Here is a 14,025-nt window from a genome sequence, read left to right on the forward strand (position 1 = left end):
GGCAAGCCCGCTCCCACAGGTATTGTGAACGCCACAGAACCTTGTGGGAGCGGGCTTGCCCGCGAAGAGGCCACAGCAGACGACATCAATTCATCGCCCAAACAAAAACGGCAGCCTCACCGGGCTGCCGCTTTGTTTACAACGTACCGATCACTCAAGCCAGGCGCGAAAGCATCTCCCTGGCTTCGCTCTTCTGCTCGTCACTGCCTTCGCTCACGACCTCATTGAGGATGTCGCGGGCACCGTCGCTGTCTCCCATGTCGATATAGGCCTGGGCCAGATCGAGCTTGGTAGCGGCTTCATCGGTACCCGAGAGGAAGTCGAACTCGTCATCGCCATCCAGTGCGGCATCGGCTTCGGTAAAGGTCGGCTCACCGATGCTGTTGGACAGGCTTTCCAGCTCGGCATTGACATCATCCAGCTCGGCGGCGAACGCATCCGGCGTGCTCATTTCGTCGGCCAGCGACAGGTCGAAGTCGGCAGGCAAATCCAGATCATCCAGCGCAACGTCAGGAACAGCCGGAGTTTCGGCGACGGGAAAATCCTTCACGCCCTCATCCAGATCCAGCAGGAAATCATCTTCAGCCAGCATCGCCGGCGAGGGTTGCGCACCGAGATCCAGGTCAAGGTCGAAGTCCGACAGATCGTCGAGGTTTTCCTTGATTTCAGTCTGTTGCTGCAACACCGACTCAAAACTCAGATCGTCATCCAGCGGGAATTCGTCCAGATCCGCCAAAGCCGCCACTTCAGGCTCCGGTACAGGTGCCGGTGCAGGCGCCACTGGCTGGATCGTGTCCAGATCATCCAGGCTCAGGTCGAAGGCGCTGTCGAGGTCATCCTCGAACGACGTCGGTTCCGGCGCGGGTGCTTGCGGCTCATCGAGCAACAGGTCCTTGACGTACTGCGCGTCCAGTTCGGCCGCAACGGCGGCGGCGGCGGCGATGCCACCGGCAGCCACCAGCGCCATGGCCGGGAAGCGGCTTTTGAGCTTTTCCACCTGGGCGAAGTTGTCGCCATTGGCCACCAGCTTGCGCTCCTGGCTGACGAACGCATCGCGGTCGCCTTGCTGGCCGTAGACTTCCATCAGCTTCAAGCGCAAATCGCTGCGCTGCGGCTCTCGCTTGACGCCGTCCTCCAGCAACGCAGCCGCCTGGTTCAGGCGACCGGCATCGATGTGCGACTGAGCCTGGCCCAGTACATCGTCGGAACGCTCGGCAGCCGGCGACACCAATGGCGCGGCGATCGGCGTGGTCATCACGACCGGGGCAATGACCGGCGCAGGCGCGGGAGCTGGCGTCGGTGCAGTCGCCAGCTTCACGCTTGGCGACGGAACTTCCAGGCCTTCGAAGCTGCTTTCCGGCAAGTCGAGATCGGCCGAGAATGGCTGTTCTTCGGCCAGGGCACGCGCCATGCGCTGATGCTTCTCGGCTGCTTGCTGGGCTTTGCGGCGGCGCGCCAGCAACAGCAGCAACAGCAGCAGAACGACAGCACCGCCACCCACCAGGCCCAGCAGCACCGGATTGCTCAGCAACTCATTGAATTTCTGATCGTCGGATGCGGCCGGCGTCGTCTCGACAGGTTGCCCGACCGGCGCCGCAGCTGCCTCGGGCGCCGCGGCCACAGGCGCAGTGTCTGCCGGCGCAGGTGCAGCCGGGTTGGGCGCCAGCTCGGCCGACATTGCCGGAGCCGTTGCGGTGCCTGGCGCGCCAGCCGCGCCCTCGGCCTGTAACTTGGCCAGTTGATTGTTCTTCAGCTCGATCAGGCGCTGCAGCTTGTCCACCTGGCTTTGCAGGTCGGCCATGCGGCTTTTCAGTTCGGCGTTATCACGACGACTGGAGTCGAGGCTTTCCTGAGTCACCGCCAGCTTGTTGCTAAGGGCCGCAGCATCGCCGGCAGGTCCTTTGCCACGATTCTTGCCGGACTCGGCAGACACCAGGCTCAGTTTGTCGCCGGCCGCTTGAGTCGGAGCAACATCGGTGCGAGCGCGATTGGTGGCGTCCAGTTGCTGCTGCCCTGCCCCGGGCTTGGCGACATAACGGCGCCCCTGACGCCAGGCCTTGTTCTGCGCGGCCACTTCGGCAATGGCCTTGGATTGCGGCAGGTTGGTGCTCTGCGCCTGATCCGGCATACGCAGCACCTGGCCGGTTTTCAAGCGGTTGATGTTGCCGTCAATGAAGGCGTCCGGGTTCAGCGCCTGAATGGCCAGCATGGTTTGCTGGATCGAACCGCCATTACGCGCTTTCGCGGCGATTTCCCACAGGGTATCGCGCCGCGTAGTGGTGTATTGCGACGGTTTGGTCGCGCCGGTGACCGGCGCAGCGACGGTTGAAGTCGGTGCGGGCTGCGCAGCCGCATCAGCGGCTTGCGGCGAGAATTTCGATGGATCGAGCAGCACACTGTAGTCGCGCAGCAAACGGCCATTCGGCCACATCACCTGAACCAGGAATTTCACCATCGGTTCGGAGAGCGGCTTGCTGGAGGTCACGCGCAGGATGCTTTTGCCGTTGGCGTTAAGCACAGGGGTGAAGGTCAAGTCATTCAGAAACGCCTGGCGGTCGACGCCGGCCTTGGCGAAATCTTCCGGCGAAGCCAGGCTCGGCACCAATTCGGCAGCGGTGAGGTCCTTGACATCGAGCAGCTCGATTTCCGCCACCAGCGGCTGGTTGAGCGTCGATTTCAGGGTCAGTTCCCCGAGCCCGAGGGCATGCGCCATACCGGAGGACAGCGCCGAGGCGGCCGCTATTGCTAACACCAGTTTGCGAACTTGAACCATTAGCTCATCCTTAGTTTGAACATTCCTCGGCCAGCGAGAAGATATTGATAGCCGCCACCGTAAGGCATTGCGTGCAACGACGAAGGTCGTCGCGCGCGATCATTTGATTGATGCCCCGCAAAGCCCCGCGGAGTGGCTCGCCTTCAACACTCCGGCAAGCATAGGCTCGTGCGGAATCAATCGACAAATTGTTGCAAAGTATCTTTTACAGCAGGTCTTTAATCAACAACTCAGCCAACTGCACAGCGTTGAGCGCGGCGCCTTTGCGTACGTTATCTGACGTCAGCCACAAATTAAGTTCCGACAGGTCGTCGATACCGTGGCGAACCCGCCCCACGTAGACCACATCCTGGCCTACCGCGTCACCTACCGGCGTCGGGTAATCGCCCGCCTCGACCAGCTCGATACCGGGCGCGTCTTCCAACGCAGCATTGACTTTGGCCAAATCAATGTCCTTTGCGCACTGCAGGGTCACGCTATAGCTATCGCCAAAAAACACGGGGGCTTGAATGCAAGTGACGGAAATCTTCAATGAAGGCAGCGCCATGACCTGACGCAGCTCACGCACCAGGCGTTTTTCCAGCAGCGTATGACCTTGTTCATCCGGCTTGCCGACCTGGGCCAACAGGTTGAAGGCCATCTGCCGGTCAAAGAATTTCGGTTCCAGCGGCCGCACATTCAGCAGCTCGGCGGTTTGCCGGGCGAGCTCACTCACGGCTTCACGGCCCTGGGCCGATACCGCCAGGCTGGCGGTCAGGCTGACGCGCTGCAAATCGAGCACATCCATCAGCGGCGCGAGCACCACCGCCAGCGTGGTAGCCGAAGGACTTGGACTGCTGACCAGAAACGGCTTTTTCAAGCCCGCCAGCACCTGAGCGTTGGCCTCAGGCACGACCTGCGGTGCCTTATCCGCCGGCAAGGCACCGGACAGATCGATCACCGAGCAACCGGCATCGTTCGCACGGGAAGCAAAACTCAAGGAAACCGCCGGGCCGGCGGCAAAAAATGCCAACTGCACCTTGCTGAAGTCGAACTCATCGACTTCACGCACCCGCACGTTCTTGCCACGAAAGGGTACGGAACTGCCGGCCGACTCGCTGCTGGCCAACAGGTGCAGGGTGCCGATCGGGAAATCGCGCTCTTCGAGAATCTGCACGAGTGTTTCGCCGACAGTACCGGTGGCGCCGATCACGGCAATATCAATGGTCTGGCTCATGGTTTTACCTCTGGCGAAACGGGGGGAGCGGCACTTTACCGGGTGGTGGGGATGCAGGCAATTCTGCCGGATATTTACGCTGGCTGTACCGGCCCCTTCGCGGGCAAGCCCGCTCCCACAGTGTTCGGTGTCGAGCACAAGGTTTGTGTACACCACTGAAACCTGTGGGAGCGGGCTTGCCCGCGAAGAGGCCGGTTCGGGCAACCCATAAACGTCAGACAGTCAGGGATAAAAAAACCCGCACCTCTTTCAAGGCGCGGGTTCTTTCATTGCATCAGTCGATCAACGCTCGAGCAGGATCCGCAGCATGCGACGCAGCGGTTCGGCCGCGCCCCACAGCAACTGGTCGCCGACGGTGAACGCGCCGACGAACTGCGAGCCCATGTTCAGCTTGCGCAGACGGCCAACCGGGATGTTCAGGGTGCCGGTGACCTTGTTCGGGCTCAGCTCCTGAATGCTGGTCTCACGGCTGTTCGGCACCAGCTTGACCCAAGGGTTGTGCTGGCTGATCAACCCTTCGATATCGGCGATCGGCACGTCTTTGTTCAGCTTGATGGTCAGCGCCTGGCTGTGGCAGCGCATGGCGCCGATGCGCACGCAGATGCCATCGACCGGGATCGGGCTCTTGAAGCGACCGAGGATCTTGTTGGTCTCGGCCTGGGCCTTCCACTCTTCACGGCTCTGGCCGTTCGGCAGTTCCTTGTCGATCCACGGGATCAGGCTGCCGGCCAGCGGTACGCCGAAGTTTTCGGTCGGGTACGCGTCGCTGCGCATGGCTTCGGCCACACGACGGTCGATGTCGAGGATCGCGCTGGCCGGATCGGCCAGTTGATCGGCGACAGCGGCGTGGGTCGCGCCCATCTGCTTGATCAGTTCACGCATGTTCTGCGCGCCGGCACCGGAGGCCGCCTGATAGGTCATGGCGCTCATCCACTCGACCAAACCGGCTTCGAACAGGCCACCGAGGCCCATCAGCATCAGGCTGACGGTGCAGTTGCCGCCGATGTAGTTCTTGGTGCCCGCATCGAGCTGCTGGTCGATGACCTTGCGGTTCACCGGGTCCAGCACGATCACCGCGTCATCCTGCATGCGCAGGCTCGAAGCGGCGTCGATCCAGTAGCCCTGCCAGCCGGCTTCGCGCAGCTTGGGGAAGACTTCGCTGGTGTAGTCGCCACCCTGGCAGGTCAGAATCACGTCGAGGGTTTTCAGCTCTTCAATGCTGTAAGCGTCCTTGAGCGGAGCAATGTCCTTGCCCACGGACGGGCCTTGGCCACCGACATTGGAAGTGGTGAAAAACACCGGCTCGATAAGATCGAAATCCTGCTCTTCCAGCATCCGCTGCATGAGCACGGAACCGACCATACCGCGCCAACCGATCAGACCTACACGTTTCATCGCAACTACACCTTCTTGAAATGTGGGCCGCTGCCTTGTCTTGAATTTGGCAGCGGGCCCGAGAGATTACAGATTCCGCAGCGCGGCGACTACTGCGTCACCCATTTCCTGCGTACCGACTTTAGTGCAACCGACCGACCAGATGTCACCCGTGCGCAAGCCCTGATCGAGCACCAGGCTCACGGCTTTCTCGATGGCGTCGGCGGCAGCCTGCTGATTGAAGCTGTAACGCAGCATCATCGACACCGACAAAATGGTCGCCAGCGGGTTGGCAATGCCCTTGCCCGCGATGTCCGGTGCCGAACCGTGGCACGGCTCGTACATGCCCTTGTTGTTGGTGTCCAGGGACGCCGACGGCAGCATGCCGATGGAACCGGTGAGCATCGAAGCCTGGTCGGACAGGATGTCGCCGAACATGTTGTCGGTGACGATCACGTCGAACTGCTTCGGTGCACGCACCAGCTGCATGGCGGCGTTGTCGACGTACATGTGGCTCAGTTCGACTTCAGGATAATCCTTGGCCACCTGCTCGACCACTTCACGCCACAGCTGGCTGGAAGCCAGTACGTTGGCCTTGTCCACCGAGCACAGCTTCTTGCCGCGCACCATGGCCATGTCGAAGCCGACACGGGCGATACGACGGATTTCGCTTTCGCTGTACGGCAGGGTGTCGTAGGACTGACGCTCGCCGTTTTCCAGGGTACGGGTGCCACGCGGTGCACCGAAATAGATGCCGCCGGTCAGTTCGCGAACGATCAGGATGTCCAGCCCGGCAACGATTTCCGGCTTCAGGCTGGAAGCCTCGGCCAGTTGCGGGTACAGAATCGCCGGACGCAGGTTGCCGAACAGGCCCAGTTGCGCACGGATTTTCAACAGGCCGCGCTCAGGGCGGATGTCACGCTCGATAGTGTCCCATTTCGGGCCACCAACCGCGCCCAACAACACAGCATCGGCCGCGCGGGCACGCTCCAGGGTTTCATCGGCCAAAGGCACGCCGTGTTTGTCGATGGCCGCGCCACCGATCACGTCGTGGCTCAGCTCGAAGCCCAGAGAGAACTTGTCACTGGCCAGTTCCAGCACCTTGACCGCTTCGGCCATGATTTCCGGGCCAATACCGTCACCTGGGAGAATCAGAATCTGCTTGCTCATGCTTTCCTCATGTCATCAGTCGGTGCACCCTGGGGCGCTCCCGGAAAAATTCTATCGCTCGATACCTATCGTTCTACAAACAGCACCAGTACATCGGTACTGAACGAACCATCGGCCTCAATCTCAAAATATTCGCGCACTTCGTTGCCCATGGACTGCTGCAACTGGCGGATCGCCGCGCGCATCACTTCAGGGGTGCGCATGCGCTCGACCCAGCTGTTGTACTCCAGGCGCAAGCGCTGACGGGTGGTACTGCGGGTGTGCAACCCCGCCTCACTGACCTGACGCAACCACTCTCCGGCGGAATAATCGCGCACATGGCTGGTGTCACGCAGCACTTCGACGCTTTGCAGGTAAGTGTCGAACAACGGACTGCCCGGTGACAACACGTCGACAAATGCCGCCACGCCACCCGGTTTCAACACCCGGCGCACTTCCCGCAGGGCCACGCCCAGGTCGCTCCAATGGTGCGCCGAATAGCGGCTGAAGACGAAATCGAATTCGCCATCGGCGAACGGCAGGCGCTCGGCGGCACCGTTGACCGTGGACACATTGCTCAAACCCCGCTCGGCAGCGGCAACCGTCACCACATCGAGCATCTGTTGCGACAGGTCGTAGGCCACGACTTCCTTGACCAGCGGCGCTACGTGGAAACTCACGTGACCGGCGCCGCAACCCAGGTCCAGGACCCGGGCATCGCCCTGTCCCGCCAGTTCGGCCTGTAGCAGCGTGAATTCGGTGCCTTGAGCGTGGACGGCGCTGCTCAGGTAGGCGGCTGCCTGTTCACCGAATTGCTTTTGGACTACCTGACTGTGCTGGGCGGTGCTGGTCATGGGGACTTCCTTTTTGGGGTGAGCCTTGCGTTGTCTGGTCGGCCGTCTTCGCGAGCAAGCCCGCTCCCACATTGGAACGCATTTCAAAATGTGGGAGCGGGCTTGCTCGCGAAGAGGCCGGCCCTGCCTACATCAAATTCAGATCAATCACGCGTCGCGAAACAACCAGGGCTGGCTCGCCCGGTGCTTGGCCTCAAACGCTGCAATCGCATCACCGTCCTGCAAGGTCAGGCCGATATCGTCCAGGCCGTTGAGCAGGCAATGCTTGCGGAACGCATCGATTTCAAAGCTCAACACCTTGCCGTCAGGGCGGGTCACGGTCTGGGCTTGCAGATCGACCTGCAACTGATACCCCGGATTGGCCTCCACTTGCTGGAACAGTTCGTCGACTTCCGCATCGCTCAGGATGATCGGCAGCAAGCCGTTCTTGAAGCTGTTGTTGAAGAAGATGTCGGCATAGCTCGGCGCGATGATGCTGCGGAAACCGTACTCTTCCAGCGCCCACGGCGCGTGTTCACGACTGGACCCGCAACCGAAGTTCTCACGGGCCAGCAACACGCTGGCGCCCTGGTAACGCTCGGCATTGAGGACGAAGTCTTTGTTCAGCGGACGCTTGGAGTTGTCCTGGTACGGCTGCCCCACATCCAGGTAACGCCATTCATCGAACAGGTTCGGGCCAAAACCGGTGCGCTTGATCGACTTCAAGAACTGCTTCGGAATGATCTGGTCGGTGTCGACGTTGGCACGATCCAAAGGCGCGACAAGTCCAGTGTGCTGGGTAAAAGCTTTCATGCTGCGCTCCTTAAATCAATTCACGGACGTCGACGAAACGACCGTTTACGGCAGCGGCCGCGGCCATGGCCGGGCTGACGAGGTGGGTACGGCCACCGGCGCCCTGACGGCCTTCGAAGTTACGGTTGGAGGTCGAGGCGCAATGCTCGCCACTTTCCAAACGGTCCGGGTTCATCGCCAGGCACATCGAGCAACCCGGCTCACGCCATTCGAAACCGGCTTCGAGGAAAATCTTGTCCAGGCCTTCCGATTCAGCCTGAGCCTTCACCAGGCCCGAGCCTGGAACGACGATGGCCTGCTTGATGGTCGAGGCCACTTTGCGGCCCTTGGCGATCACCGCGGCGGCGCGCAGGTCTTCGATTCGCGAGTTGGTGCAGGAACCGATGAACACGCGGTCGAGCTGGATGTCGGTAATCGCCTGATTGGCGGTCAAACCCATGTATTTCAAGGCACGGACGATGGAATCACGCTTGACCAGGTCCATTTCCTTCGCAGGATCCGGCACGTTCTGGTCGACTGCCAGTACCATTTCCGGCGAGGTGCCCCAGCTGACCTGCGGCTTGATTTGCGTTGCGTCGAGCTCGACCACGGTGTCGAATCTGGCGTCGGCGTCGGACACCAGGTCTTTCCAGGCTTCGACGGCCAGGTCCCACTCCGCGCCTTTCGGAGCGAACGGACGACCCTTGACGTATTCCACAGTCTTTTCGTCTGCAGCCACCAGGCCTACGCGAGCGCCGGCTTCGATGGACATGTTGCAGATGGTCATGCGGCCTTCCACGGACAGGTCGCGAATCGCACTGCCGGCGAACTCGATGGCGTGGCCGTTACCGCCGGCGGTGCCGATCTTGCCGATCACGGCGAGCACGATGTCCTTGGCGGTCACGCCGAACGGCAATTGGCCTTCGACGCGCACCAGCATGTTTTTCATTTTCTTGGCGACCAGGCACTGGGTAGCGAGCACATGCTCGACCTCGGAAGTGCCGATACCGTGGGCCAATGCGCCGAATGCGCCGTGGGTCGAGGTATGGGAGTCGCCGCAGACCACGGTCATGCCCGGCAAGGTGGCGCCCTGCTCCGGGCCGATGACGTGGACGATGCCCTGGCGAACGTCGTTCATCTTGAATTCGACAATGCCGTATTCATCGCAGTTGTCATCGAGGGTCTGGACTTGCAGGCGCGAGACCTGGTCAACGATGGCGTCGATGCCACCCTTGCGCTCCGGGGTGGTCGGTACGTTGTGGTCCGGGGTCGCGATGTTGGCATCGATGCGCCATGGCTTGCGCCCGGCCAGACGCAGGCCTTCAAAGGCTTGCGGCGAAGTCACTTCGTGGATGATGTGACGGTCGATGTAGATCAGCGCAGAGCCATCGTCGCGCTGCTTGACCAAATGCGAATCCCAGAGCTTGTCGTAGAGCGTTTTGCCGGCCATCAGACGGTTTCCTCATCAGCTTGTTTCTATGCCCCGGATTTTGAATGACTCAATAACCCCTTGGCTTGTGAGGTCGATCCTATGGGGTTACATTAAATAACTCAAATTCATATTTTTTATGCTTTGGATAACCAACTGGAATGCGAACATGGACCTGGCCAACCTCAATGCTTTTATTGCCATTGCCGAGACCGGAAGTTTCTCCGGCGCAGGTGAACGGCTGCACCTGACCCAGCCGGCCATCAGCAAGCGCATCGCCGGACTGGAGCAGCAATTGAAGGTGCGGCTGTTCGATCGCCTGGGCCGTGAAGTGGGCTTGACCGAGGCCGGGCGCGCCCTGCTGCCACGGGCTTATCAGATTCTCAATGTGCTGGATGATACGCGCCGCGCCCTGACCAACCTCACTGGCGAAGTGACCGGCCGTCTGACCCTGGCCACCAGTCACCACATCGGCCTGCACCGCTTGCCGCCTTTATTAAGGGAATTCACCCGACGCTACCCGCAAGTGGCGCTGGATATTCAGTTTCTCGATTCGGAAGTGGCCTACGAGGAAATTCTCCATGGCCGCGCCGAACTGGCGGTCATCACCCTCGCACCGGAGCCCCACACACTGGTCAAGGCCACGCCTGTGTGGGACGACCCGCTGGATTTCGTGGTCGCCCCGGAGCATTCACTGCTCAACAACGGCAAGGTCAGCCTGGCGGACATCGCCCGACACCCGGCGGTATTCCCCGGCGGCAACACCTTTACCCACCACATCGTGCAACGACTGTTCGAAGCCCAGGGCCTGACACCCAACATCGCCATGAGTACCAACTACCTGGAAACCATCAAGATGATGGTTTCGATCGGCCTGGCCTGGAGTGTCCTGCCGCGCACCATGCTCGATGACCAGGTGGCGCGCATACCTTTGCCGGGCATACAGCTCACTCGCCAGCTAGGCTATATCCTGCACACGGAAAGGACGCTGTCGAATGCTGCGCGGGCCTTCATGGCCTTGCTGGACGCTTAACTCGATCTGCCAGGGACTCAAGGCTAACTTGTGCTACTCCTATAGAGCCGCGAATGCCTGCAACAAACGCCCAACACCAGCCCAAGGCTTGCCAATGCCGAAATCTGTAGACCGTATTCCGCCGATGCCGCGTATCCAGGCAATTGATCCGAAAAGCTCCGAACAGAGCTGGGAAAGCGCCTCGCAATTGCTGGCCGCGCTCAACGGTGCGCGCCTGGGCGCCTGGTATTGGGACATCGAGCGCGGGCAGATCAGCTGGTCCCGGGGCACGCAGGCGCTGTTCGGGTTCGATCCACGGCAACCGCTGCCCCATGACCTGGAATACCTCGACCTGCTGCCACCCGAGGATCGCGCCAAAACCGTTCGTGCCTTTCATGCGGTCATTGGCGGCGCGCCACTGGAGCAGGCCATGCACCACCGCATCCGCTGGCCCGACGGCAGCCTGCACTGGCTGGAAATCAGCGGCAGCCTGTTGCCGGACAAGCATGGCCGGCCGCGGATGATTGGCGTGATCCGCGAGATCACTCACCAGCGCCAGCGTGAGCAGGCCTTGAGCAGCTCGGAAAAGCGCTTCGCCACCCTGTTTCACCTGTGCCCGAACATGGTTCTGCTGACCCGCCAGGAAGACGGCCTGATTACCGAAGCCAACCAGTATTTCGAAAGCCTGTTCGGTTGGCCTGTGCAAAACGCGATCGGGCGCACCACCCTGGAACTGGGGCTGTGGGTACACCCCGAGCAACGGACCGATCTGGTCAAGGCCACTAAAGCCAAAGGCGATGTGGTCAGCATGGAAGTGCAGTTTCGTGCCAGCAACGGCCAGATCCATGACGGCATCCTCAGTGCGCAAAAAGTCGAGCTCGAGGGCCAGCCCTATCTGCTGAGCACTTTTCTCGACACCACCGAACGCAAAGCCGCCGAACACGCCCTCAAGGACAGCCAGGAACGCCTCGACCTGGCCCTGGATTCGGCGCAACTCGGTACCTGGGACTGGCACATTCCCAGCGGCATGCTCTACGGATCGGCACGGGCCGCCCAACTGCACGGTCTGGAAGCCAAACCCTTTCACGAATCCTTCGACGCGTTTTTCGAGGGCGTGCCCGGCGAAGAGCGCGACACCATGCGCGACGCCTACCGCAGCCTGCGCGAAGGCCCGGCCGGCAACTATCAATTGACCTACCGCGTGCAATTGCCCGACGGCAGCTCACGCTACCTGGAAAGCCGCGCCCGCCTCTACCGCGATGACAACGGCGTACCGGTGCGCATGGCCGGCACCTTGCTCGACATCACTGACCAGGTGGAGCGCGAACAACGGCTGGTGGCCTCCGAAGAAAAATTCGCCACGCTGTTCCAGGTCAGCCCCGATCCGATCTGCGTCACCCACCAGGACAGCGGCCAGTTCATAGAAATCAACTCCAGCTTCACCCAGACCTTCGGCTGGAGCGCCGCCGATGTGATCGGCCGCAGCGCCGACGAAATCGGTCTGTGGGACGCGTCAGCGAAAAGCCTGCGACGGATCGAACAAGTGATCCGCGAACAAGGCCTGAACAACGTCGCCATCCTCGTCCAGCACAAGGACGGACAGGCCCTGACCTGCGTGATTTCCAGCCGCCAGATCAGCGTCGGCGACCAGGCCTGCATCGTCACCACGCTGCGCGACATCACCCAGCAACAACGCTCGGAAGCGGCGCTCAAGGCCAGCGAAGAGAAATTCGCCAAGGCCTTCCACTCCAGCCCCGACGCCATCACCATCACCGAGCGCGACACCGGCCGCTATCTGGAGGTCAACGACGGTTTCTGCCGCCTGACCGGCTACCGCGCCGAAGAAGTGGTGGGGCGCACGGTGTACCAGGTCGGGATCTGGGCGGAAGAAAAACAACGCTCGGCGCTGCTGGCCGAATTGCAGATCAAGGGCCGGGTTCATCACCAGGAAATGCTCGGGCGCAACAAGCGCGGCGAACTGCTCACCGTCGAAGTCTCGGTGGAGCCGATCACCCTCAACGAAACCGCCTGCCTGCTGTTGACCGCGCGGGACGTGAGCCTGCTGAAAAACGCCGAAGCACAGATTCGCCATCTGGCCTACCACGACCCACTGACCAACCTGCCCAACCGTGCCTTGCTGATGGACCGCCTGAGCCAGCAGATCGCCCTGCTCAAACGGCATAACCTGCGCGGCGCGCTGATGTTCCTCGACCTCGACCATTTCAAGCACATCAACGACTCCCTCGGGCACCCGGTGGGCGATACCGTGCTGAAAATCATCACCGCGCGCCTGGAGGCCAGCGTGCGCATGGAGGACACCGTTGCACGCCTGGGTGGCGACGAATTCGTGGTGCTGCTCAGCGGTCTCGAAGGCTCGCGCAGCGAAGTCAGCGATCAGGTTCGGGAACTGGCCGACACCCTGCGCGAGCTGCTGTCCGAACCGATGTTCCTCGACGGCCAGCGCCTGCAAGTGACGCCCAGTATCGGCATTGCGCTGATCCCCGATCACGGCTCGACCCCGACCGACCTGCTCAAGCGCGCCGACATTGCGCTCTATCGCGCCAAGGACTCGGGGCGCAATACCGCGCAGATGTACCACAACACCATGCAGAAGGCCGCGAGCGAACGCCTGCGCATGGAAACCGACCTGCGTCTGGCCCTGTCCCGGGGCGAGTTTCGCGTGCATTACCAACCCCAGGTCGACGCCCGGGGCGACCGCATCGTCGGCGCCGAGGCCCTGGTACGCTGGAATCATCCAGAGCTCGGCGCACAGTCACCCACCGAGTTCATCAAGGTGCTGGAAGACAGCGGACTGATCCTGGAGGTCGGCACCTGGATCCTCGACGAAGCCTGCCAGGCCTTCAAGAAATTGATCGACCGGGGCCTGGTGAACCCGTACAAGTTCAGCCTGTGCGTGAACATCAGCCCGCGCCAGTTCCGCCAGAACGATTTCGTTGAACGCGTTGAAAACAGCCTCGCCACCTATGGGCTGCCCTGCACGTTGCTGAAGCTGGAAATCACCGAAGGCATCGTGATCCAGAACCTGGAAGACACCATCGGCAAAATGCGCCGCCTGAAAAAACTCGGTGTGAGCTTCGCCATGGACGACTTCGGCACTGGCTACTCCTCGCTGACCTACCTCAAGCGCTTGCCGGTCGATACCCTGAAAATCGACAAGTCGTTCATCCGCGACGCCACCAGCGACCCGAACGACGCCGAGATCATCCGCGCCATCGTCGCCATGGCCCACAGCCTGGATTTGAAAGTGATTGCCGAAGGGGTGGAAACAGCGGAGCAGCTTGAGTTCCTGCAGGGGCTGGAGTGTCATTTCTACCAAGGGTATTTGCACAGCCCGCCGCTGCCGGTGGAAGAATTTCAAAAACTCCTGAAGTGACGCGAACCCTGTAGGAGCTGCCGAAGGCTGCGATCTTTTGATCTTAAAATTCA

The 14,025-nt window shown here is 61.3% G+C and carries 9 protein-coding genes; 2 read left to right on the top strand and 7 right to left on the bottom strand.

Translation table 11 applies throughout. From position 1 onward, the window contains the following. Nucleotides 1–154: 154 nt before the first annotated feature. From AC3WN7_RS01055 to leuC, 7 genes are all read right to left on the bottom strand, one after another. Entirely contained in the window at nt 155–2,773 is a 2,619-nt protein-coding gene (locus tag AC3WN7_RS01055) for a FimV/HubP family polar landmark protein (protein ID WP_102675343.1), read from the bottom strand. 205 nt (nt 2,774–2,978) lie between these two features. Then, on the bottom strand, nt 2,979–3,989 hold the full coding sequence (locus tag AC3WN7_RS01060) for an aspartate-semialdehyde dehydrogenase (protein WP_095965297.1): 1,011 nt from the start codon (nt 3,987–3,989) through the stop codon (nt 2,979–2,981). 282 nt (nt 3,990–4,271) lie between these two features. Then, on the bottom strand, nt 4,272–5,384 hold the full coding sequence (gene asd, locus AC3WN7_RS01065; protein ID WP_007975660.1) for an aspartate-semialdehyde dehydrogenase: 1,113 nt from the start codon (nt 5,382–5,384) through the stop codon (nt 4,272–4,274). Nucleotides 5,385–5,450: 66 nt separating this feature from the next. Next, complete coding sequence (gene leuB / locus AC3WN7_RS01070; RefSeq protein ID WP_095965296.1) at nt 5,451–6,533, bottom strand: 3-isopropylmalate dehydrogenase; 1,083 nt, start codon at nt 6,531–6,533, stop codon at nt 5,451–5,453. A gap of 65 nt (nt 6,534–6,598) precedes the next feature. After that, a complete protein-coding gene (locus AC3WN7_RS01075) occupies nt 6,599–7,366 on the bottom strand; it encodes a class I SAM-dependent methyltransferase (RefSeq protein WP_102675342.1) in 768 nt (255 codons plus the stop codon). 147 nt (nt 7,367–7,513) lie between these two features. Further along, nucleotides 7,514–8,158 (bottom strand): 3-isopropylmalate dehydratase small subunit, encoded by a 645-nt coding sequence (gene leuD, locus AC3WN7_RS01080; RefSeq protein ID WP_015095895.1) that lies wholly within the window; start codon nt 8,156–8,158, stop codon nt 7,514–7,516. A 10-nt stretch (nt 8,159–8,168) separates the two neighbouring features. Then, the gene (gene leuC / locus AC3WN7_RS01085; protein ID WP_008047334.1) at nt 8,169–9,587 is read right to left on the bottom strand and encodes a 3-isopropylmalate dehydratase large subunit; all 1,419 of its coding nucleotides are present in this window, start codon (nt 9,585–9,587) and stop codon (nt 8,169–8,171) included. A 148-nt stretch (nt 9,588–9,735) separates the two neighbouring features. On the opposite strand from leuC, the gene AC3WN7_RS01090 reads away from it, so the two are divergent. Together AC3WN7_RS01090 and AC3WN7_RS01095 are read left to right on the top strand one after the other, a co-directional pair. Continuing rightward, a complete protein-coding gene (locus tag AC3WN7_RS01090; protein WP_102675341.1) occupies nt 9,736–10,599 on the top strand; it encodes a LysR family transcriptional regulator in 864 nt (287 codons plus the stop codon). 94 nt (nt 10,600–10,693) lie between these two features. Continuing rightward, complete coding sequence (locus AC3WN7_RS01095; RefSeq protein ID WP_102675340.1) at nt 10,694–13,972, top strand: PAS domain S-box protein; 3,279 nt, start codon at nt 10,694–10,696, stop codon at nt 13,970–13,972. Nucleotides 13,973–14,025 lie beyond the last annotated feature (53 nt).

The sequence above is a fragment of the Pseudomonas sp. FW305-70 genome (genome assembly GCF_058783925.1).

Coding starts and splice junctions, on each gene's coding strand:
- asd (WP_007975660.1), bottom strand. CDS start 5,384: ATGAAACGTGTAGGTCTGATCGGTTGGCGCGGTATGGTCGGTTCCGTG.
- AC3WN7_RS01060 (WP_095965297.1), bottom strand. CDS start 3,989: ATGAGCCAGACCATTGATATTGCCGTGATCGGCGCCACCGGTACTGTC.
- leuD (WP_015095895.1), bottom strand. CDS start 8,158: ATGAAAGCTTTTACCCAGCACACTGGACTTGTCGCGCCTTTGGATCGT.
- AC3WN7_RS01075 (WP_102675342.1), bottom strand. CDS start 7,366: ATGACCAGCACCGCCCAGCACAGTCAGGTAGTCCAAAAGCAATTCGGT.
- leuC (WP_008047334.1), bottom strand. CDS start 9,587: ATGGCCGGCAAAACGCTCTACGACAAGCTCTGGGATTCGCATTTGGTC.
- AC3WN7_RS01095 (WP_102675340.1), top strand. CDS start 10,694: ATGCCGAAATCTGTAGACCGTATTCCGCCGATGCCGCGTATCCAGGCA.
- leuB (WP_095965296.1), bottom strand. CDS start 6,533: ATGAGCAAGCAGATTCTGATTCTCCCAGGTGACGGTATTGGCCCGGAA.
- AC3WN7_RS01090 (WP_102675341.1), top strand. CDS start 9,736: ATGGACCTGGCCAACCTCAATGCTTTTATTGCCATTGCCGAGACCGGA.
- AC3WN7_RS01055 (WP_102675343.1), bottom strand. CDS start 2,773: ATGGTTCAAGTTCGCAAACTGGTGTTAGCAATAGCGGCCGCCTCGGCG.